At 54.0% G+C, this 22,623-nt stretch carries 15 protein-coding genes and 1 other RNA gene; 8 read left to right on the forward strand and 8 right to left on the reverse strand.

What is annotated here, in order from left to right:
- Window positions 1-224: 224 nt before the first annotated feature.
- Together ACFO5Q_RS08945 and ACFO5Q_RS08950 are read left to right on the forward strand one after the other, a co-directional pair.
- Window positions 225-851 carry an RNA polymerase sigma factor gene (locus ACFO5Q_RS08945; RefSeq protein ID WP_197421277.1) on the forward strand — a complete coding sequence of 209 codons (627 nt, stop codon included), beginning with the start codon at window positions 225-227 and terminating at the stop codon, window positions 849-851.
- Window positions 836-1,912: a FecR family protein gene (locus ACFO5Q_RS08950; protein ID WP_156432055.1), complete on the forward strand. Its 1,077-nt coding sequence runs from the start codon at window positions 836-838 to the stop codon at window positions 1,910-1,912. Before ACFO5Q_RS08945 ends, ACFO5Q_RS08950 begins: the two co-directional genes overlap by 16 nt.
- Window positions 1,913-1,967: 55 nt before the next feature.
- Here ACFO5Q_RS08950 and ACFO5Q_RS08955 read toward each other — a convergent pair.
- Window positions 1,968-3,121, reverse strand: a protein-coding gene (locus ACFO5Q_RS08955; RefSeq protein WP_380084332.1) for an IS3 family transposase whose coding sequence is annotated in 2 segments (ribosomal slippage) — window positions 1,968-2,866 and window positions 2,866-3,121 — 1,155 coding nt in all. Because the reading frame shifts where the segments join, the coding sequence is not laid out codon by codon here.
- Window positions 3,122-3,608: 487 nt separating this feature from the next.
- Window positions 3,609-5,876, reverse strand: coding sequence for a TonB-dependent siderophore receptor (locus ACFO5Q_RS08960; protein WP_068151929.1), 2,268 nt, complete (start codon window positions 5,874-5,876; stop codon window positions 3,609-3,611).
- Window positions 5,877-6,116: 240 nt separating this feature from the next.
- On the opposite strand from ACFO5Q_RS08960, the gene ACFO5Q_RS08965 reads away from it, so the two are divergent.
- The gene (locus ACFO5Q_RS08965) at window positions 6,117-7,139 is read left to right on the forward strand and encodes a LacI family DNA-binding transcriptional regulator (RefSeq protein ID WP_082720058.1); all 1,023 of its coding nucleotides are present in this window, start codon (window positions 6,117-6,119) and stop codon (window positions 7,137-7,139) included.
- A gap of 18 nt (window positions 7,140-7,157) precedes the next feature.
- Here ACFO5Q_RS08965 and pgmB read toward each other — a convergent pair whose 3' ends face one another.
- Together pgmB and ACFO5Q_RS08975 are read right to left on the reverse strand one after the other, a co-directional pair.
- Entirely contained in the window at window positions 7,158-7,805 is a 648-nt protein-coding gene (pgmB, locus tag ACFO5Q_RS08970) for a beta-phosphoglucomutase (RefSeq protein WP_068151926.1), read from the reverse strand.
- A 20-nt stretch (window positions 7,806-7,825) separates the two neighbouring features.
- Entirely contained in the window at window positions 7,826-10,174 is a 2,349-nt protein-coding gene (locus tag ACFO5Q_RS08975) for a glycoside hydrolase family 65 protein (protein ID WP_156432054.1), read from the reverse strand.
- A 163-nt stretch (window positions 10,175-10,337) separates the two neighbouring features.
- On the opposite strand from ACFO5Q_RS08975, the gene ACFO5Q_RS08980 reads away from it, so the two are divergent.
- From ACFO5Q_RS08980 to ACFO5Q_RS08990, 3 genes are all read left to right on the forward strand, one after another.
- Complete coding sequence (locus ACFO5Q_RS08980; RefSeq protein ID WP_231727330.1) at window positions 10,338-11,585, forward strand: MFS transporter; 1,248 nt, start codon at window positions 10,338-10,340, stop codon at window positions 11,583-11,585.
- 35 nt (window positions 11,586-11,620) lie between these two features.
- Window positions 11,621-13,684 (forward strand): hypothetical protein, encoded by a 2,064-nt coding sequence (locus ACFO5Q_RS08985; protein WP_068151922.1) that lies wholly within the window; start codon window positions 11,621-11,623, stop codon window positions 13,682-13,684.
- A gap of 355 nt (window positions 13,685-14,039) precedes the next feature.
- Entirely contained in the window at window positions 14,040-14,519 is a 480-nt protein-coding gene (locus tag ACFO5Q_RS08990) for a GNAT family N-acetyltransferase (protein ID WP_068152538.1), read from the forward strand.
- 626 nt (window positions 14,520-15,145) lie between these two features.
- On the opposite strand, the gene ACFO5Q_RS08995 is transcribed toward ACFO5Q_RS08990, so the two are convergent.
- The 3 genes from ACFO5Q_RS08995 to rnpB form a co-directional block, all read right to left on the reverse strand.
- Complete coding sequence (locus tag ACFO5Q_RS08995) at window positions 15,146-17,608, reverse strand: zinc-dependent metalloprotease (RefSeq protein WP_068151919.1); 2,463 nt, start codon at window positions 17,606-17,608, stop codon at window positions 15,146-15,148.
- 162 nt (window positions 17,609-17,770) lie between these two features.
- A complete protein-coding gene (locus ACFO5Q_RS09000) occupies window positions 17,771-19,543 on the reverse strand; it encodes a DUF885 domain-containing protein (RefSeq protein ID WP_068152534.1) in 1,773 nt (590 codons plus the stop codon).
- 188 nt (window positions 19,544-19,731) lie between these two features.
- An RNA gene (rnpB, locus tag ACFO5Q_RS09005) (RNase P RNA component class A) lies at window positions 19,732-20,097 on the reverse strand.
- Window positions 20,098-20,215: 118 nt separating this feature from the next.
- Between rnpB and ACFO5Q_RS09010 the strand changes: the two genes are divergently transcribed.
- The gene (locus ACFO5Q_RS09010) at window positions 20,216-20,428 is read left to right on the forward strand and encodes a hypothetical protein (protein WP_068151917.1); all 213 of its coding nucleotides are present in this window, start codon (window positions 20,216-20,218) and stop codon (window positions 20,426-20,428) included.
- Window positions 20,429-20,502: 74 nt separating this feature from the next.
- On the opposite strand, the gene ACFO5Q_RS09015 is transcribed toward ACFO5Q_RS09010, so the two are convergent.
- A complete protein-coding gene (locus ACFO5Q_RS09015; RefSeq protein ID WP_197421273.1) occupies window positions 20,503-21,165 on the reverse strand; it encodes a TetR/AcrR family transcriptional regulator in 663 nt (220 codons plus the stop codon).
- A 318-nt stretch (window positions 21,166-21,483) separates the two neighbouring features.
- Here ACFO5Q_RS09015 and ACFO5Q_RS09020 point away from each other — a divergent pair, with 318 nt between their 5' ends.
- Window positions 21,484-22,614, forward strand: coding sequence for an efflux RND transporter periplasmic adaptor subunit (locus tag ACFO5Q_RS09020; protein ID WP_068151910.1), 1,131 nt, complete (start codon window positions 21,484-21,486; stop codon window positions 22,612-22,614).
- Window positions 22,615-22,623: the final 9 nt, after the last annotated feature.

Consider the following 22,623-nt stretch of genomic DNA (forward strand, 5'->3'; position numbering starts at 1 on the left):
GAACCCCAAACTAAAAATTTAATTTCCCCACCTCATCTAGGCGATAAAATGAATGGTCAAATTTGAGATATCCACTTCATTTTGGAGCGGATATCTGAGCCAACTAAAAAATTTCATGGATTTGGGTTCAGGTTTGTTTCGCTGAATCGTTATATGAAAATATGGGTAGAAGTGCGGGTCTGTATGCCGCACACAAAATATGGATCGAACAGCCAGAGCTAGGAATGATTATTTCATTTAAAAAAAGAAATCTGGAAAATCAGGATGACGCTTTGCCTAACGACGCTTCCCCGCAAGCTGTAGTCCAAAGCAAAGAACAGCAGCAGCGTGCCAAGAGCGCTGAGGATCTGATCGCACTGTATAATAGATATCACAAGGCCCTGAAATTGTTTGTCATGACAACTGTCAAATGTGAACAGGTAGCCGAGGAAATTACCCAGGAATCGTATTTGAAGTTCCTGAAAAAGCAGAACGAAAAAGTGATTGCCCACCCCAGAGCCTATTTGTTTCGTACGGCGTCTAATTTGTCCATTGACTTCATCAGACGAGACATCCGGGGTATCTTTGACAAGAAGAGGGATTTTCAGGAAGACGAGATAGAAAGTCCCCATGCCTCGCCTGAAGACCAAGCAATCTTAAACCAAACCAAAGTATCCCTCGAAGCCTCCCTGTTAAAAATGCCCAGAAAAATGAGGCAGGTGTTCTATTATCGGCGTTACGAGGGACATTCGATCCAAGATATTAGCAACAGAATGAACATGTCAGAGCGAATGGTCTATAAACATCTAAGAAATGCTCTACGTCACCTTGCTGTTGACCTGAAGGGGGGAAAACGGTGTTCCGAAGATTAACAAGAAGAAAAAGCCATATTTCAAAGGATGTGGCTGAATTATATATCCGTATGGAAACACGTGAATCTACGGCAGATGACCTACGTCAATTGATGGACTGGGCGGTAGACAACCCGGAAAAACTTGATGAAATGGAGGAACTAAGCAACCTCTATGAAACTATCGGCAATGTGAGACCTGCAGAGGAAATCATTCACGCTCCCGATAGGCCATCTGATCTTTGGAAAACAACAACTCGCCGAATGTGGATTACTTCCCCAATCAGGACATTTGGACTAGTTGCTGCCACATTAGCGCTGTTCATGTTTGGATATTTTCTGGAATTTGCACCTGACAGCCAAAACTATCAAACCGGCATCGGTGAAATACGGAATGTAGCCTTGGAAGACGGCTCTAAAGTACACCTAAATGGCGACTCACTGGTAACCGTTAGTTATCAGAAAGACCAACGATACCTTGTCCTTGATGAAGGAGAAGCCTTCTTCGAGGTTGCTAAAGACAAAGAGCGCGAATTTATCGTGGAAGTAGGTGGTGTTTTGGTTCAAGCCGTGGGAACGGCCTTTAACATTGACTACACAAACAACGACGTGACGGTCAGTGTAACGGAGGGAACTGTAAGAATAGGTGTAGCTGACGAGGCACAACTCCCAACTGACCAAAGAAGCCCAATGCTTTATGCGACTGTTGGAGAGAAGATAGCCATTAGAAAGGCTGTTCCTACTATTCACCGACCTAGCGTCGAAGAAGAAGTGGGTATGAATCAGAGAATTGGGGTCTATATCCTGGAAAAAGAGACAAGTCCCCCCGACCATTTCTCTTCCTGGCGGAGCGGAGTGTTACACCTCAATGGTGAACCTCTCAGCACGACAATTGACCGTATCAATAGGCAATCCCAGAAGCAGATCGCCATTTCAGACGTGAGGCTGAAACCACTGCCAATATACGGTTCTTTCCGACTTGACGATACCGATAGCTTTATCAAAGCCATAGAAGTGCTTTACCCTATTCAGCACATCGAAACCGACAAAGGCTACGTCTTAACCTACAAGAAAAATAAGTAATATGTACTAACCTCACAGGTGCGTCAGGACAGCTATCTGAATAGCCCCTAGTTTCTTAGACACCTTGGGCTTTCCAATTTTGCTGCTGTTCGAACTCGACGGGTGACAGCATCCCGTTGTTACCATGCTTGCGTTTTGGGTTGTAGAAAAACTCGATATAGTCAAACACGTCCTGCCGAGCCTCTGTGCGGTCCCGATACGTCCTTCGCCTGATCCGTTCTCGCTTGAGGAGTTGGAAAAAGCTTTCGGCGACAGCATTATCGTGACAGTTCCCCCGCCGGCTCATGCTGGCTTCCAGATTGTGGGTCTGCAGGAACTTCTGCCACTCATGGCTGGTAAACTGGCTGCCCTGATCTGAATGGATGATGACCTTCGACCTTGGCTTGCGCCGCCAGACAGCCATCAGAAGCGCGCTCAGAACCAGATCCATATGCATGCGGGACTGCATCGACCAACCGACGACGCGCCGGGAATAGAGATCAATCACGACAGCTAGATACAGAAAGCCCTCATGGGTCTTGATATAGGTGATATCCGTCACCCAAGCTTTGTCAGGCTGTGCTACGTCAAACTGTTGCTGCAATTGATTGGGGGCCACAATGGCGGGCGCCCCACCATAGCTGCCGGGTCGGCGACGATAGCCAACCTGCGCCTGGATACCAGCCAGACGGGTCAACCGCCATACCCGGTTCGGTGAACAGGTCTCGCCGATTGACCGCAGGTCATCATGAATCTTGCGGTAGCCATAGACACAGCCGCTTTCCAACCAGGCCTGTTTGATCAATCCGGTCAGCCGTCTGTCATCCTTCGTCCGGTCACTCAAGGGCGACCGCAGCCAGGCATAGAAGCCGCTATGATGCACCAGCAGCACGCGGCACATCACGCACACCCGGAACAGGCCCCGGTGCGCTTTGATAAAGGCGTACTTTACTTGGCTTCTCTTGCGAAGTACGCCGTGGCCTTTTTTAGGATGTCCCGTTCCTCGGTAACCCGGGCTAGTTCCGCCTTCAAGCGACGTATCTCGGCCGTCTCCGCAGCCTCCTGTCTGATCTGTCGCTCCGGCTTGTGATAGCGCTTCTTCCAATCGTAAAGCGACTTGGTGCTGATCCCCAGCCGCGTCGCAACCTCAAGCACCGAATAGCCTCGATCAACCACCTGCGCGACTGCGTCACGCTTGAACTCTTCCGTATAACGAACACCTGATGACATACTTGAACTCCTTGCTTCATTTTTACCAAGCAAGGTGTCTAGAAATCTAGGGGCTATTCAATCTTATTTCTCGCCTACTACTTTTTTGGGGAAACTTACCTTCCGCGATTTAAAACACAGTATCAGGCAGCGAGCTTGGCCTAGGCGCTCGCTATTAATATCACTGCATTTCGCGAGTAGTGTCCTCAAAAGTCGGTGTTTCAGAAGCCGTTATAGAGGGGGACGAAGAAGGAAGTCACACGACCAGACTGACAATTTAATTGCCCGGCCGAAAGCTGGCACCTTCGAAGTAGAGTACAACCAAAGCTAAACTTCAACCCGCGCTACTGTCCGCAGTTTCTTGGCATGCGTCCTCTGAAAAAGAGGGCGCCTCCGGATGCTTCCGGAAACGCCCTAGGCCCCAATTACTTGGATGGGAAATCTATTGTTTAGAGGGGAAGAGGCCCGCCTACTTCAAGGGGAGGAAAGGCGGGCCTTTACTCGGGACTTAGAAGTCGTAGCCGATGCTGAATTTCACCGAACGGCCCAGGATGGGGCGACCGTTTGGTGCAGCAGGGTTACGGGGGTCACCTTCCGTGATACCATGGCTGTTATTCAAGTTATCAGCATGGATCTGGAAGAAGAGACCTGAGGGGGTATTTACGAGCAATCCAGCATCGATTTTCTCATAGCCAGCAAGTTCAACTGTATTGCCGCGATCACCGTACCGGTCACCTACCACTTGCAGGGCTCCATAGAGAGTAGCTGTCATGTCACCAAGTTCGAATTCGTAACTTGGGCTGATACGGAACTGGTATTTCGGTTGCCGATGCACGCGGTTGCCAATGTCACTCGTGGTTGTCGAGTCAGTAATTTCTGCATCCTGCAACGTGATGATAAAGGCGAGATCGAATGCATTGTAAGTATAGCGTCCGTCAAGCTCGACGCCAAGCGAACGCGTTTTGAAAGCTGCAGCAGAAACTACACTGCCAACAGTGCTCGAGAAGCTGTCGTTCTTGTTGTAAAAGGCAGTAGCAAACAACCCGAAGTGGTCTCCCGAATATTTCACGCCGCCTTCAAGCTGCTTGATGCCATTCACATTGAGCCTGCTTTCCCGCACACCGTCAAAGTTGGGGAACAGAGAGCCTTTCGAATAGCGAGCGAATACACCAAGATCGTCATTGATGTCATAGTTCACGGCAGCCGTGTAGGAAAAGGCATTGTCCTTGAGGTTGGTTGACATATCGCGCACACCGTCAGGGTAACCTGGGCCACTATCAAGGACATAATCAATATCGAGCCATTCCTCGCGTAGGCCGAAATCGACGCGAAGGTCAGGCGTAGCTTGCCAGCTGTCGGCGAAGTAGAGCGCGTCAGCGGAGGCGTCGCCGGCAGAGCTGATGCCGTATGCCCAGCAACCTGAACCTGAACCAGCGGCTTGCAAATCAGCACAAGCAATGCTGTCCTCGAGAAAATCGCCATTTGCCACGTTGTGAACTGGCGTAAAGTTACCGAGTGTCCAGAAATCGTCTGAAGACCATGTAGCCTTGTAATAACCGACGGTCACCTCATGATCGCCAAATTCTTTCGAAAGGCTAAGGTCATTGGTGAAGGACTCCAGATCTTTCTGGACAACCCAGTGGCCATAGTTTTGGATATAGTCGCTATCGGACAAAGCCTCACCGCCCAGTGTAGACACAGAGGCCAGCCCAAGAGCTGACACCTGGATTGGGCTACCATCCGGCACAAGGCCATATGTATCAGCGTTACCCTTAGTGTAGGACATGTTGTTACGGACGGCGAAGCCATCACCCAGATCAAAGTCAATATTCAGACCAGAGACGCTACCGTCCCAGCCGCGCCCACCAGCAAAGTCGAAGGTTTCGGTATCGCCGTTACTATTCACCTGCAGGGTGCGGAAGCGCGTGGCATTCCCAAGTTGCGAGAAATCGCCCAAGTCATTCCCAGTGAACAGCGCCATCGGTAGGTACCATTGGCCATGGTCATCGGTCACCCGAGTCCAGGCGTTGATCTCGCCATTCTCAAGAATCTTGGTCAGTTGCAGGGTTACCTGCTTTCCTTTTTCAGAGTTAAATTCGGCGTCGCGCACACCCGGGGATGACTGAACATAACCGCCGACCATATAATAAAGCTCATTGCCAAGAGGGCCGGACATTACCGCATCAACGCGCTGCAGGTCATAGTCAGAGGTGGTGTATTTGACGCGACCCTCGGTCTCATCGCCACCTTTCTTCAGATTGAAGTTCAGCGTTACACCGGGCTCACCGTTCGAGAAGACGGCGTTCGGGCCACCACGCAGTGCCTCTGCGCTGGCGATGGTTTCATCGATCCGGAAAATCGAGCTCTGCTCAAAGAAAGACAAAGACTCTGTTCCGTAGATTGGCGAGCCGTTGATGGACATGGTCACAAAAGGGGCATCACCTCCACCTGGCAGGCCGCGCACGTCAATATTCGCACCAGCCACACCGCCGGAGCTTTCAGCCCACACACCGGGTACGAGCGTGAACAACTCCGCCGTACTTTTGGTGCCGGCTAGACCGATCGCATCCTCGTTCATTGTCGTAATGGCGAAACTGGCATCCTGCTTAGCAACGCCGGCGCCGCCTGGTGTTCCCAGAACTACGATCTCTTCAAATGCCATGTTGTCAGTTTCAGTATCGGCGCTGGTATCTTGTGCTGAAACGGCTGTTGCCGAAAAAGCGATAAATGTCGCCAGGGCGGTACTGGATTTTAGGTGGTTCAGTGTAAAACGCATGTGTTTGGCCCTCCCACACTTCACAAAAATGTATGCTTTTAAGCGATGCTCAACAAGCCGGCTTCCACCCCGACTGTGTGGCGGCTGTAGTCGCACACACGTGTCTGCACTCACATCAAAGCGGTGAATGGATTCGTTTCTACGCTGCTTTGCAATCGTTTGCAATACAAAATTTCAATCGATTGCATAATTTTGTAATATAACTCGACAAAGCTATGTTGACGCATGTAGTAAAACTAAATGGAAAAAAACAAAAATCTAACGATGGCGGATATCGCCAAGCTTGCCGGTGTATCCGAAGCGACCGTGTCGCGCGCACTCAGGAATAGTCCGCTGATCAATAAGGACACTCGGGCAAAGGTGCAGCGCATCGCGCGCGAGAACAACTATGAAATCAATGCTGCAGCGCGCAACTTCCGCACCAAGAAAACACACACGCTGGCGGTTGTGCTACTGGTTGATAGAGAATGGGGTCACGACCTGTCGAACGCCTTCATGATGGTTCTTCTGGGCAGTATCGCGGATGAAGCCGCACATCACGGATACGATCTTCTGCTGTCAACCAATCAGCAGGACATAGCTGATTTGAATACTTACTTTCTCGAATCGAAGCGCGCCGATGGCCTAATTATTATTGGCCAAGGCCGCAACGACCCGCGACTCGACCGATTGGCAGACGCCAAAGCTCCCTTCATTGTCTGGGGTGCCGAGATAGCAGGCCACAATTACTTCACCGTGGGCAGCGACAACCGGAAGGGCGGTTATGACGCCACCAGCCTCCTCGTACAGAATGGTCGCCGCCATATCGCCTTTATGGGTGATGTTCGTCATCCGGAGATGGAGCAACGCTGGGAGGGTTACAAGAAGGCACATGATGAAGCAGACCTTCCTCTTGACGATGCGCTTGTGGTGCCAACAGACTTTTCTCAATCAGACGGCTACAGAAAAGCGGAATCCTTAACCAGTAATGGAAGGCCGGTGTGCGACGCAGTGTTCTGCGTCAGCGACAATATCGCGCTCGGTGTACTAAAGCGTTTTGCAGAATTAGGTATCCAGGTACCCAATGACGTTGCCCTAGTGGGATTTGACGACAATCCACCTGCCCTTTTCAGCATGCCGGGGCTGACGTCCATCAGGCAGAATGTACGCGAGGGCGGACGCTTGCTAGTGCAGAACCTGATCAAAATACTTGACGGCCAGGTAGTCGAGCATGTGGCTATGCCCACGGAACTCGTAATTCGCGACACATGCGGGTCAGGCTAACGCCCGGCGTCCCCACCTTTAGAATATTGAAAACACCTGCTCCGGCAGGCCCTCGGGCGTCGGTAGCACAATATCGGCTTCAGTGAGGACTGCTGCGTCACCAATGCCCGCAGCATACATGCCTGCGCTCTTGATGGCCGTGATGCCAGCGACAGCATCTTCCACGCCCACGCACTGACTGGCGGACAGGCCGAAGGCTTTGGCTACATCAAGGAAGATGTCGGGCGCGGGTTTGCCGTTCGGGATGGCACCGGCGTCGGCAACATAGTCGAACTGTTCGGTGATCTTTAGTCCTGCCAACACCTGTGGCGCATTTCGACTAGCGGAGGCCAACCCGACCAGCCAGCCATGTGACTTCAGCCATGCGAAAGCGTCCAGTATGCCGGGCAGCAGATCTGTAGGCGAAATGCCCGTGATCAGGTCCTGGTAGTCTTTATTTTTCTGGTGGGCAAGGCTGGCGAGCTCGTCATCCGAGACCGTGCGCGCACCTTTGTCGAGGATATAGGCGAGCGATTCCATCCGTCCCACGCCTTTGAGACGGTGATTGTCCTCTTCGTCGAAAGGAATATTCAACGACTGTGCCAGGCGCCGCCAGGCCAGAAAATGATAATGCGCCGTGTCGGTGATCACGCCGTCCAGGTCAAAGATGCAGGCTTTCTGTGCCATGTGGATACTCCAAACAAAACTCATGCATTAGGCAGGGCGATATTGTCGCCGCCCCGCAAGGTGACGGTGTTGCCATAGTGGGTGAAGCGAAGCTCGGCGGCACCCTCATTGTCAAATCGGGTCTCATCCTCGGTGACCAGAACTTTTAGTGTGGTACCTGCAGCCTGCACCTTGAAGGCATAGTGGTACCAGCCATCGGGCAGATAGGGTTGGAACGAGAGGTTCCCGCCCACGAACCGCATGCCGGCAAATCCATAGGTCAGCCCCATCCAGGACCCCGCCATGCAGGCCATATGGTTGCCATAGTGGGTGTTGCCGTGACGGTTCTCCAGGTCCATGCGGTAGGTCTCTTCAAAGAAAGCATAGGCCTTTTTGCGGTCACCGCTTTCCGCGTGTGCCACAGCATGCATACAGGCAGACAGCGTACTGTCATGTGTGGTGCGCGGCCCATAATAGGCCAAGTTGCGACGCTTATCAGACTCGTTGAAAAGGTGTGGCAGCAAGACCTGCGCCAGCACCACGTCCGGCTGCTTCAAAACCTGATGGCGGTAAATCACCAGCGGATGATAATGCAGCAGCAGGGGGTATTTCTCGGTGGGTGTTCCGTCAAAATCCCATTCGGGGCGGTTGAGGAAGCCGTCACATTGTTCATGAATGCCCAGGGTCTCGTCATAGGGCAGATACATGGCGTCAGCCGCACGCAACCAGGCTTGAACTTCAGTCTGTGTGAGACCAATGGACTTGCAAAGGGCCTTGTAGGTATCTGGCGTTTCTTGCGCCATGTGTCCCGCAAGTTCGGCAGCTTCGCGCAAGTGATGTTGGGCCATCATGTTGGTATATAGATTGTTGTCTACCATGGCGGTATATTCATCCGGCCCTGTAACCTCATGGATGCAGAAGGCGTCGCCCTTGTGGGCGCTGAAGTGCCCAAGGCCCATCCAAAGCCGAGCGGTTTCAAACAAAAGCTCGGCACCGCCCTCAAGCCACAAGTCACTATCGCCGGTTGCCAGCACATATTGGATGGCGGCATAGGCGATGGCGGCATTGATGTGATATTGCGCTGTGCCCGCCGGGAAGAAGCTTGAGCATTCCTCCCCCCCGATGGTGCGCCAGGGGAACAGAGCACCGCTTTTGTGCCCCATCTCACGGGCGCGGGTGCGGGCGGCATCAAGTGTGCCGATACGATATTCAATCAGCGAGCGGGCGACAGCGGGGTCGGTAAACACAAAGAAAGGCACAGCATAAATCTCAGTGTCCCAGAAATAGTGGCCATCATACCCGGGGCCAGTCAGCCCCTTGGCACCCAAGGCCCGCTTGCCGTCTTTGCCAACGCTGGTGAACAAATGATACTGGCCGAACCGGATGCCCTGCTCGACCGGGTCATCGGAGTCCACCGAGATGTCAGCGCCACTCCAGAAGCTGTCAAAACAGGTCTTGTGCGCCCGGTAAAGTGTGTCGAAGCCGGTGCTTGCCCAGTTGGTCAAATTGGCAATTAGTCGCTGGGTGTTGCTTTCCTTTGAGGCCTTGTCAAAGTCACCATAACCAACAAACTTGATCACGCGGAGCGACTGGCCGGGGGACAGCACACCTTCAAGGCACGTTGCCCAACTATCTTCGCGCCAGCTTTTCGATTCAAGGATTTCGGCATCGCTTTCGATATTCAGTTGATATGCTGAGGCAACGACGTGCTCGCTGTCGCGCACATCATGAAGGACGAGCGTCGTACCCGCCTTCTTGTCAGCAACAGGATTGTCGAGACACGCTCCTACAGACAGGGCGCCGGCGCGCGGATCAAAGCCCTCACGCGCGCCACCATAGTTGGCTCCGACGCCCGTGGTCAGCGAGACAGGCCCTACAAAGTCGACAGAATTGACCTGATAGTCAATGACCATCAGCCCAGGTTCAGCCATCGATACAAAACGACGACAGTTGATCTTCAGCATACCATTCGGCGTCACCCAGCGGCTAGTGCGGGTCAGCATTCCGTCGCGCATATCAAGGACGCGCATCTGGCCGTCAAGTTCACTGTCGCCCTGAACAAATGTCTCGCCGCCGGCAGTCAGGGTCACTCGCTTGGCGTCGGGCACTAGGATCATCTTGTTGTTGTGGCTGGCGAAACCAAACGCGGATTCGTCATAGTGGATAGGTTCCCTGAGGTAGACACCGTTCAGATAAGTGCCCTCGATCGAATGGGTGCCGGGTGCCACAGGTTCTTCAAAGGTGCCACGGGTGCCCAGATAGCCATTGGCCTGGGCCATAAGAGTTTCACTGACAGCCTGGGTGCTGGGCGTGAAACCGCTCTCCATCAGCCGCCAGTCATCCGGCAGAAACGTTGGCGCATTCGGTTTATTGAGGCGCTTCAAATTCACAATACTCCAATCCTTTACTACGGCATCCCTTTTGCATTCTTCCGCTACGAACCGTGAGGCGGAAGAAGAGGCGCACTACAATAACAAGCTTGCAATCGATTGCAAGCTTGTTATTGTAGTGCGCATGTCAAAAAACCATGCAAGAGAAATACAGGAGAGTTCCGTGGGAGGTTTCACGCATAACTGGCGAATCAAGTTTGCTCTGTTTCTGGTTTATTTTGTTTTCGCCATTCTGTTGAACAGCGTTGGGACCGTAATCCTCCAAGTTCAGGAATCGTTTGGCGTTTCCAAGGTTGGTGCCAGCATTCTTGAAGGCTTCAAGGATCTGCCGATCGCGATCGTCTCCTTTCTGGTTGCATCCTTCCTGCCGCGCTTCGGTTTCCGCAACTCGATGATGACGGGGCTTGGTATCGTAACGCTGGCATGCCTCGCTATGCCGCTGGTGCCTGCATTCCTGACCACCAAGATTCTGTTCCTGTCTGTGGGCGTGTCGTTCGCCCTCGTGAAAGTGTCGGTCTACTCCTCCGTCGGGCTGATCACCTATAGCCGGAAGGAACACGCCAGTTTCATGAATACGCTTGAGGGCATGTTCATGGTCGGCGTCCTGGTGGGCTACGCCTTGTTCAGTTCTTTCGTCGATGATGCAGCGCCTGGCTCGCCTGTTTGGCTTGATGTCTACTGGTGGCTAGCCGGTCTGACGGCGCTTAGCATTCTGTTTATTCACCTGACGCCGTTTGATGAAAGCGGCGCGCACCATGAGGGCAGCACGCTTGCGCAGGATTTCATGGATATGCTACGGCTCGTGATCCGCCCCATTGGCTATATCTTCGTTATGTCGGCTTTCCTTTATGTGTTGATCGAACAGGGTATCGGCACATGGCTGCCAACCTTCAACCGAGAGGTACTGCACCTGCCGTCCAGCATGAGCATTCAGGCCACCAGCATCTTTGCCGCAAGCCTTGCGCTTGGGCGGTTTTCCGCAGGGGCCCTGATGGCGCGGTTTGACTGGTACCCGGTTCTGAATGTCTGTGTCCTGGCCGTGGGTGCGCTGGTTCTAATCAGCTTGCCAATGGCAGAAGGTGTCGTCCCCAACGTGGATGTCACCTGGTTTGACGCGCCACCGGCCACCTATATCTTTCCGCTGATCGGGCTTTTTCTGGCGCCGATATATCCGGCGATCAATTCGGCCGTACTGACAGCGCTTCCGACGTACCAGCACTCTGAAATGACTGGGTTGATTGTCATCTTTTCCGCTTTGGGCGGCACGACCGGATCCCTGATCACGGGAGCTGTTTTCGAAGCAGTAGGCGGGACCCAGGCTTTTTACCTGTCCCTCGTTCCAATGACGCTGCTTTTGATCACGCTTTTTCTGTTCCGTAAAAGCACCACTACAATCATTGAAGCCCACTAGAATGAGCTGCAATCGGATTTAAGGACGAAATTTTCATGATAAGAATACCTCAGCATTTATCCGCAGCATTTTTTGCACTTGCTTTATCTCAGGCCGGGTTGGCTTGCGTTGCCGATCCTGCAATGGCGGAACAGCCTCTATCGCCATCCAGCCAGCCCCAAGAGGCACCACTACATTTTTCCGTTACCGAGGGCAAAATCTACAACGAGTTCTATCGCTCCGGCTCATCGGCAGCGCATACAGTGCTGACATCTGGCACAAAACCACGGCTGATTGTCGCGTTTCCTGCCGGAAATAGTGGCGTAAGCCTATGGTTCGATGAACAGCAGCAGGCGGCAAACTGGCGTCCGCTAGAGTTTATTTCGCCAATAAGCAAAGAAACGCCTGCGGGACCTCTATATGGCATCGAAGCCACAGTTACGGCTCAAGCCTCCTCCCTGACCATAAATCGTGCTGTCCTAGGCAATATCCGAGCCATTCGCACATATATGCATGAGGCCACGGTTGACTCTCGATTGACCCCTTCAGTGAAGCAGCAAGCTAACGATATTGTTTGGTCTCGTGAACGGCTGGACGGCTTGGGCGGATATGCACTATCTCTTAAGATGCTTTCGGGTTCAATTAGCCATGCAGACGACGGTCGGATTACATTAATTGCAGGCAAAGATTCTCTGATCCGATTTCAGATGCAGGCACTCACCGGCGATACCCCTCTCACACCCATTGCGCCTGGGGAACTGCTGAACGCTACAGCCGCAGACGATCCCTTGTCCCGCAACATACTTGCGTTTCTCACATATAAGGAGAAAATGCTCGCAGGTTCCTGGCGGTTCAACACATACTTTGGTCGAGACACTCTTCTGTCTACATCCCTTCTAATGCCGACGCTCAAGCCCCAAGGAATAGACGCCGCCATTATCTCGGTCCTCAACCGGCTGGCGCCAAATGGGCAAGTGGCACACGAAGAAGAGATCGCAGAATTTGCTGTCATGCGACACATGGACGAAACAGGTCATGCCGCTGCAGATCCTGTCTATGATTATGCCATGATCGACGAGGGCTACTTGCTCGCCCCTATGTTGGCCAAGTATATGGCTATGGGGGAACATCAGGCTGCTCATCTAAAAGAACTTCTAATCCAAAAATCTCCAAGTGGAGCAACTTTTAGCGACCTTTTTGCGCGCAACGTGGAATATGTATTAAACCACGCCCAGCCTTTTGTGAATGATCCTGTTTTCGAGAATTTGATTCGGATCAAGGATGGCTCCCGAGTTGGCGAATGGCGCGACAGTCAAGAAGGCCTTGGGAATGGCCGCTACCCATATAATGTAAACGCTGTACTAGTTCCTGCAGCGTTGGAGGCTATAGCTGACCTGGCTCGCGCTAATCTCATTGCTGACGAAGGCTTGGCAGAAAGAGCCGCAGTCATGGCCCAAGTTTGGACCGATCATGCGCCAGCGTTGTTTGAAGTTTCACTGCAGCCTTCTACAGCACAGGCCAAAATCGATGAATATGCCAAAGAAAACGGCATACCCTCAATCGCAGCAAAATCGATGTCTGAAGGACTGGTACAATTCCCAGCCCTATCTTTAGACACCAACGGTGAACCGGTTTCCGTAGTTCACTCAGATCCGGCATTCCTCCTATTTTTCAGTGATCCCGAAATTGACCAACTTGAAAAAGTCATTTTTCAAATACGGCAACCGTTTCCTGCCGGGCTTATGACCCCTGTCGGCATGCTGGTATCTAACCCGGCTTTTGCAGATGCGGAAGTGCAATCGATCTTCACTAAGGGCCACTATCACGGGCCAGTAGTATGGCCATGGCAACAAGCCATGATGGCTGCTGGACTAGACCGCCAGATCAACCGTAAGGACTTGCCAAAATCGACACGCGACCAACTACTTGGCTTCCAAAAAGAACTGTGGACAGCTATCCAAAATGGCCATCCTGTTAAAACTGCTGAACTGTGGTCCTGGAACTACGAAGGCGGCACCTTCCATCCAGCACCCTACGGCCAAGGACAAGCGCACTTGACTGAGTCAAACGCTGCGCAACTCTGGAGTACCGTGTTCCTTGCCATATCGCCACCTAGATAGAATTGGCTCCCATTAACGCCATAGAGCCCCCTTGTTTTTTGGTGGCCGGTTGTGAACCATTGGACACAGGGGTTCGCCTTAACGAAATGTAGTGATCAATAGTTCTGATGATCCGAGCACGGTATCGAGGAACAAAGGAACAGATAGCGTTTGCGGCAGGTGCCCCACTATGCGGCGCCGCGACCTGTCGACACCGGATTGAACGTCTTGTGGCCAGTATGTACATTTCCAAGATGATGCCCCGTGTCTAGGTTTCACACGACAAGCGTTTAAAATTGGCCCCTTCGTTTCGATTGAGGTCCATGGAATCTTTCAACTTGGCAAACAGCCTTAATCGAAAAACAGATTGGAATTTGTGGTGATCGTTATTCAAATTGAACCAGCCCGCCAGGATGATGTCCTAGAACTCATAGCTGCATCTGACGCTTACATGGCAAGCCTGTATCCAGCAGAGAGCAATCATATGATAGATATTGATGAGCTGGAGCGCGCTGACTTTCGCCTCTTTGTTGCGCGGGACAATGGCAAGCTGGTGGGTTGCGGCGGCTGGAAGAAGACCGGCCAAGACACTGCAGAGATTAAGCGAATGTTCGTGTCTCCGTCCGCTAGGGGATCAGGAATTGGCAGGCGCCTACTTCATGCAATCGAAGCTGACGCACTCGCGGCAGGCATTCAATTGATTCAGTTGGAGACTGGAGTGAGCCAGCCAGAGGCGCTCGGACTATATCGGCGTCAGGGCTATCATGAGCGGGAGGCATTTCCTCCCTATGCCGCAGATCCACTTTCGGTGTTCATGGAACGACAATTGAGCGACGGAAAGCCGAATAACCCATAGGATGCCGTTCAGTTACTCACTATAATCCGGCAGTCCATGCGGTTGATCCAAACATCAAAAGCCCAGTTTTAAATCGAGCTATGCTTTCTGGAAATTCAGGAGTTCTTACTGCGCAGACAGTTTCTACCTAGCTTGGATGACAAGACTTCCAGACACGGTCTCACAGATTTCCTGGGTGGGCCACTCTTGGGAACAATCCACGCCGCAAGGATCTGCTTTGCGGTTATCCCAGTCAATAGGGTCCTGCAATCGATCTTTATTTGGTCCACAATGAATCTGGACTGCTTTTGGCGATGGGCCGACATTCAGCTCACCAGAGCTAGAGGTCCGCTTCCCCTGCCCTTGCGGACACGCTAACATCTCCGAAATGCGTGAACGACACTAATTTTGTCCGATTTTTTCAGGACAGAATTAATGTCGTTTTTCCACCAAGTGCAGTTGCTCCAAATTGATCGAATATGTATCGGAATTGGCGCGGCTACATCATCTGGTAGGTTTTTGGGACATAATTACTGTCGCGTGACAGCGGCCCATGCTGAACCAGCCCGGAACCATCAAGGCCATCGCACCGGGCAACAAAAAAGGAGCCCGCAGGCTCCTTCATCCGGTCCGACTATATGCATCGCCTACTGATCAGGCGCACAGTGCCAGCAGGTCTCGGCCCCACCAATGGGGCTTCCCGGCGGAATGGTTGGCGCCACAGGCTGACTTACCGCAGGGGTACGCGCACGAGCCAGTGCATCATCGATCCGCGCCACTAGGCCGTCACTGAAGGCCGGAGCCGCACGGCGGGCACGGGAGACCTGCCTCTTCAAACCCATCAGCGCGGCGCGGCTTGCCTGCCGCACCCCGACCGCAATATCCGGACCAAGTGTCAGGGTGATCAGCCGCTCGGCATATTGGCCAACAACCAGCTGCCGGAGCGCTTCTGAGCGGGCATCGGAGCGATGCTTGCCCAACATATCCCCGGTGATGTCTGCCATCACCTGCTCAAGCGCGGGATAGTCTGCCAACAGCCCCTGCTGATGCAGGCGTGCCAATCGCCGGGGCGCCAGAAGCGCGTCGAAGCTGAGATCCACCGCCACGGATGCCGCGCCCATCAGGTCGAACATTGGCCGGGTCGCGGACGTGAAAGTTTCGCGGCCAAACTGCGGATCGCCCTCGCCGTATCCAAGGGGCGACAGGGCAAGCAAAACCGGCTCAGTCACATCAAGCGTTTCCGGGGACAGTGTATCCAGAAGCGCATCGATCGCCGCCTGCTGGCGATCCCAAGACACGCGCACTGGAAGCGCTCGCCCATCGCCTTCAGCGCGGTAAGCGAAATCGGCCCCACCAATAAGCTTCGCCGCTGCCTGCAGCTGATAGCGGTGGTAGAGGTAGAGCGGCACGAATTTGGTTTGAAGCGCTGTCGCATCTTCACCCGGTCGCAGATTGCCGTCACCGAAGCGGTCCAGCGCGATACGGCGAACAGTCATGGTGTTCGCGAGGCTTTCAAGCGCATCTTCACCTGTGTCCCACAAGGCACCACGAATATTGCCTGTGCCAACAGAGCGGGAATCTGGATCAGTGACATAAATCAGCCCCGCTTTATCGGCTTCAGCCACAAGGGCCGCCTGCGCTGCCTGGTCATCCTGATTGCCGTAATCGCCATACAGGAAATTCACGGTCCATTTGTCCCAAGCGCCGATGCCCACGCCGTAGGCATTTGAAAAATCGAGCGTCCCATCAGGGTTGGCGCGAACATCAGGTGCAGGATAATCCATAACGCTGGCCCGACCGCCATAGGTGCTGGCTGCCATATTGTGGGCAAAGCCAAGGGCATGGCCGACTTCATGGGCCGCCAACTGGCGAATACGCGCGAGTGCAATCTGCACAGGATCGTCAGCCACACCTGTGCCGGTTTTTCCGGCTCCCGCGAGCGCTTCAAAAATCTTGATATCCTGGCGCACACGCAAGGAGCCCAGCAGCACAACACCGCGCAGGATTTCGCCGGTACGCGGGTCAGATAATGCCGCACCATAGGACCAACCGCGCGTGGCCCGGTGTACCCAGTTCACCACATTATAGCGCGCATCCAGCGGGTGCACGCCTTCGGGCAATATCTCCACCCTGTAGCCACCGGGGAAGCCAGCGGCCGCGAATGCATCGGCCCACCAGCTTGCACCCTCCTGAAGCGCGCTGCGAATTGGCTCCGGCGCACCGTTATCGATATAGAAGACGATCGGGTTGATGACATTACCGCTTTCATCTTTTTCAAGACGGTAGCGCCGTGCAAGAACGGTCACCACATCCTCGTCCAGGCCTGCAGACATATCAATATACCCCATGCTCAGAATGCCTGCACGGGCATCGTAGCGGCGTGTCTTGTAGCCATCAGCCGGCAGTTCACGCAGGGTCGTATGCGCGATCAGGGTCACAGCTTCCGGCACAGGCGTTGTCGCCTGCACTTCCGGCCCAGGCTTCTTGCCCGAGAATGTCACATGGGCATCAAACTCACCATTGATAGGGAACATGAAGGCTGCACGCGTGTCGATATAGGATCTGTCCTTATCGATGGAGAAACTACCCTGCCCGGTATCACCCAACCGCGCTGCAACGCCCGTTGCGTCACGCATCAGAAGGCTGCTGATGTCCACCAGCACTTTGCCGGAAACTTCGTCCGTGGCAATGATGTCGCCGGACCAGATGATGGACTTGGCAAAGCTTGTTTCCACTGCGCGCTTTTCCGCAACATTGTCTGCGGTCGCCCGGAAACGGGTATTCTCTATCACTGCCATGACCTTTGCACCGGCCCGCCGGAACTGGATGATGTCGCTGCCATTCGGCACGCTGCGGTCAAGACCCATAGGGTTCGATCCAAGCCCGCCTGTAAGGTAGGTGGCGTAGATATAGCGGCCCATCTGACCGTCTCCATCCGGCCCATCCAGCGCCAAAAGCGCACGAGCTTTCGCGTGATCGACATACAGATCGATCAACCCAGGCTTATGTTCCAGCCCCTTGATCTCTTCTGCGAACTCAGCCGCAGTTGACGGCACAGACACCAAGGCCACCCATACGAGCGCAACCATCATGGACATATATCGGCGCATTTACTTCCCCTGAAACTTGCAAGAATTCTGACAAGGAGAGACTGTAGCGCGCAGAAGCGAAATTGGAAGACCTATCGCGCCAATTGTATACAATTGTGACAGGTCAAAGCAAAAGGGGCGGCCACTGGCCACCCCTTCGCTGATTTCTTGTACCTGTGCCTTTTAAAGCTGGGACGGCACGAACCGCTCCATCACCGCCTGACGCATAAGCATTGGCGGCAGCAGGCCCTGGGCCAGGATAAAGTCATGGAAAGCCTTGGCGTCGAACTTGTCAGCGAGTGCCAGTTCAACCTCTGTCCGCAAGGCCTGCAGCTTGCTGTAGCCATAGAAATAGGCGGGCGCCTGCCCCGGGATGCGGTAGGTGTAGCGCTCAATCTCATTCTGTGCCCACGCATCCGACAGCATCACATCTTCGGTCAGAATGCGCTTGGCCTCGACCGCATCGATCAGACCAAGGTTCAGCATTGGGTCGAGGAATGCACGCGCTGCACGCAGAAGCCGGTGCTGCAGCGATACGAGCTGGGCATCCAGTGGCATATAAGGCTTGGAGATTGCCTCAGCGTAAAGCGCCCAACCTTCCACATTGGTGCTGTTGAAAGCGTAAAGCTGACGCGCAAGCGATACACCGTTATCAACCATGGATGCGAACTGAAGCTCGTGCCCCGGGCGCGCTTCGTGGGCCGAAAGGGTCCAGGCGTTGGCACGGAATGTCTCATCGGTCGCCTTCCAGCTACCGTCCTCGTTCTTTTTCAGAAGCGGCAGGCGGAAGGTTGGATATTCTTTCGGGCCGGAATTCACAAAACGTGGCGGCTGCAGGTTCGGCGCGGGTTGCTGGGCCGTCTCTGCCGCTGTCATGATACGCACCTGGGCGTCACGCTCAGGGATCGTCACCAATCCTTCGCGGATCGCGATCTCTTCAAGCTTGGCGATGACGTCCTCATAGAATTCCTTCAACTGATCGCCAGGGATATTGTCTTCTTTCAGTTTCGCGATCACGTCGCGGTAGTCGTGGCTCGCGTATCCCTTTTCTTCAGCGACAAGCACCGCAAGCGCCTTCATTTCATTCTTGATGTTGGCATAGCCAAGGGTGGCGAGCTCGATCAGTTCCTCAGGGCTTGCATCCACGCCCCAGGTTGCCTTCAGGGCGTCTTCATAAAGCGGACGCGGCAGGCGCGCGTTCTGGCGGGCACGGGGCTTGATCTCATCCTCAATAAAGGCGCGGTAGTCGGCCAGCTGTTCCTTCAGTGTCGCGACGGCATCCTCCCAGCCTTCAAGGCCCGCACCTTCAAACAGGCTGTCGATGCCATCAATGAAGGTCGGCATACGTTCCAGGTCCTGCTCGACTTCCTTGATATAGGGCCCCTTCAGCTCCATGTTGCCCATCCGCTCGCGCGTGCGGGCCATCGCGAGCTCAACGATCGGGGTATAGCCGTCCTCAAGGCCGGCATAGCGCTTCAGGCGCGTGACCGCCTGAGCGTGGCGCGATGCATCGCTGCCGGGCCCCAGAAGCGCCTGGAAGCCACCGAAAATCATCTGCGGCACATTGAAGTATGGCAGCTGCGCGCTATTCTGTAGCTCAAGTGTTTTGGCACCGTCTTCGAGTGCCTTCACCATAATGGCCATATCCTGCAAAAGCGCGGGATCAGTTTCATTGGCCATCTGAGCCTTCAGCGTGGCGACAATTTCCATCGAGTCCGCACGGTAACGGTCCACGACGTTTTCCTTGAGGTCAAAGACATTCGCCTCAACGCCGGTCACGCCCACCTGGGCCGCGAACTCAGGCTGATATTTGCCCATCAGGTTCAGGAGCTGCTGGGAGTATTCATTGCTTTTTTCGACCCAAGTTTCGGCGAACACGCCGGTCGACATGGAAAGAGACATGGCAAGCATGCTGGCGCCCGCCAGCGCATTTCTGGCAACTGATTTCAATTTCATCAGGATATCCTCGCTGTTGATTTGTTGTTCTTGTTTCACCGGGACAAACACATCACACCCCTGCCCCGCTGGGTTAAACCATAGAAATAGATAGGGGCCCCGACAGCAAATTGCGACAGGCCGTGCATGCTTTGCGACAAATTATCGTAAAACAGTAATTTTACGCAACAGTATAACGCTGAGGAAATAGCGGCAGATGGCGTGTAAGCCGGGTTCTGTACCAGCAAGCTGGTGATGGCCATTCCTCTAGGCGACATGTTGCCATGCCGCTCAAGCAACCGACCCGGACGGTGGCGCAGAAACTCGCCTGCCACTAAAGGCAACCATCCCTATTGGTCTTGCTCCCGGTGGGGTTTACCCTGCCATCCCTGTTACCAGGGACGCGGTGCGCTCTTACCGCACCCTTTCATCCTTACCTGACGGATCAGGCGGTTTGCTTTCTGTGGCACTTTCCCTGAGGTCGCCCTCGCCGGCCATTAACCGGCACCGTGTTTCCGTGGAGCCCGGACTTTCCTCCCCTACCCTGAGGTAGCGGCGGCCATCCAGCCATCTGCCGGGCGGCACTCAAGCACCAGCGCCCTGCGGGGTCAAGAAAATAAGCACGCACACGGGCTTGAAGCCGCCATAATTTTAGGGCAAAGTCCGCCGCAAATCATGATTGAGGACGTACCCATGAAAAAACTGATCCCAGCTGTAGCCCTGTTTGCCCTTGCGGCCTGCTCCAGCGATGGCGATGAAATCGTGTTCGACACAACGCTTGGCCCACGGACCGAAGCGCAGGTGGAAAGCCTGCCGTCTAACTTGAAGGGCGATAGCGACAACGCCCGCTATTCAAGCGAGGACCTGAAGGGCGCCGGGATGGAATCGACCGACGGCACCGAATAAGACGCCCAAAGATATCAAAAGAAAAGCCGCCCAAGGTTTGACCAGGCGGCTTTTTCTATGGGGTGATCGCCCCGTCAGCTTTTACGATATAGTTTGATAAAGCACTTCACCACGTCAACTACATGGGCTTCAAGGACATCATCGCTCACACTATCACGCAGACCGATTTCCATTTCGAAATGAGGCTTGCCTTTCAAAAGCGAGATCAGGCGCGCGCCAGCTTTTTCCAGATCATCGATTTCCAGCTCGCCTTTGTCCACCCAGTATTTGAGAAACGCGGATAGCTTGACGATCATCTCGGCCGGCCCTGCTTCCCAGAAAATCTGGGCAAGTTCCGGCCCCCGCGGTGCAGCAGACACCAGCACACGGTGCATAGCCATGGCATCCTGGCTCATTAACAGATGAGCGAAACGCATAGACACGGCTGTCAAGTCGGCCTCCAGCGTATGACTGCGCACTTCCTGCAATGCCTGATCTGGGAAATATTTCTCGATGGTAATGTGGATCGACTCACCGAACAGCTGCTCTTTCGACGAAAAATGGCTGTAGACAGTTTGCTTGGATACCCCGGCCCTTTTCGCCACTTCATCCATGCTGGTACCGTCGAAACCATTCTCAAGAAACAGCCTGCTCGCGGCATCTATAATAGCTCTGTTTTTTTCCACATCGCGTGGACGCCCGCGCGAGGGCTTACTCTGATCTTCTGCGCCCTTTTGCGCCAGTGCGGTATTCGACACGGTTATCAGCCTTTTTTCTGTTCCGACTTTCCAGTCCATTTGGGCTTCAATAGCCCCTCACTCCCGAACATGCAAATTTCTGACAAGTCAGCTATGCATATTTTTTAGACTAGATAGTCTACAAATACCAAACCAATTGCCCCATATGCAAGCTATCAAACGCATCGGGCATAATTTTACGTTACGGAACCATTGCCTCGATAATTTACTAGACTATGCAGTCTAGTTTATATATACAAGCGGAAAAGCAGCCTGACAGACAGTTGCAAGATCAGGCAGTTGCAAGATAAGGCCCGAGGGGCGACAGCAGGACACAAGATGACAGTACAGCGTGCGAAAATCTTCAAGGCGGCAGGTATTCTGGCCGCAGTAGGCATCTTCAGCAGCATCCTTGCCGCTCGAATTACGGCGCAGAGCATTCCTGAAAGCGGGCAGAGCCGCTCACTGCCGGTCCGCACTACGGAGGTTGTGCTGGAACACGGCTACCACGCAAAACGAACCTTCACCGGTCGCGCGGTCCCTGGGAGGATCAGCCAGATGGCCTTCGAGCTAGGCGGCAGCGTAAGCGCCATCGCGGTCGACCTTGGCTCGCGCGTCAAGAAGGGTGACACGCTGGCCGCGCTTGACACCGCCCGCCTTGCTGCCCAACGGGCGCAACTGTTGGCGGAGCAAGATGAAGTGAAAGCCCGCCTCGATCTTGCCGAACGCACGCTGAAGCGGACGCAGGAAACCTATGCACAGGGTCATGCATCAGCCCAAAACCTGGACGAAGCCGAAGCAAACGCCATCTCGCTCAGGGCAAATCAGAAGCGACTGGAAGCCGCAATCGCCGCACTCGACGTAGACCTGACCAAATCGCGCATAACCGCCCCGTTTGACGGCGTTATCACCGCCCGCTTCCTGGATGAGGGCACGGTAGTGGCTGCAGGCACCAGCATAGTTGAAATTTCAGAAAACAAACGGATGGAAGCCCATGTCGGCATGCCGCCCAAATATGCCCAGGCGGCACGGGACGGCGCACCGATAGAACTCCGCGATGGACGCCGCAACACCATCAGCGGTGCTACCCTCCGATCCGTTGTACCCTCGATCGAGGGGCAAACCCGCACAATGATGGTCACGTTCGACCTGCCGACAGGCACCGCCGCGCGAGGTGAACTAATCACCGCTGTTGTAAGCGACTGGGAAGAGGCGAAAGGCGCATGGCTACCCCTTCGCGCCCTGTCTTCGGACGTACGTGGTTTGTGGCGCGTCAACAAGATTGTAGACGGCCCCGAAGGGCCCCATGTGCAGTTCGAAAATGTCCAGATCCTCTACACGGACAATAACCGTGTCTTTGTTACCGGCACCATCTCAGCTGGTGATCAAGTCATCGCCGACGGAATTGAACGCCTGGCCCCGGGGCAGCGCGTGACCATCCTGCCCTCAAGCCCAGAACCCCGCGGTTAAGGAAGACGT

This window comes from Kordiimonas lipolytica, from assembly GCF_042651265.1.
Taxonomy (GTDB): domain Bacteria; phylum Pseudomonadota; class Alphaproteobacteria; order Sphingomonadales; family Kordiimonadaceae; genus Kordiimonas; species Kordiimonas lipolytica.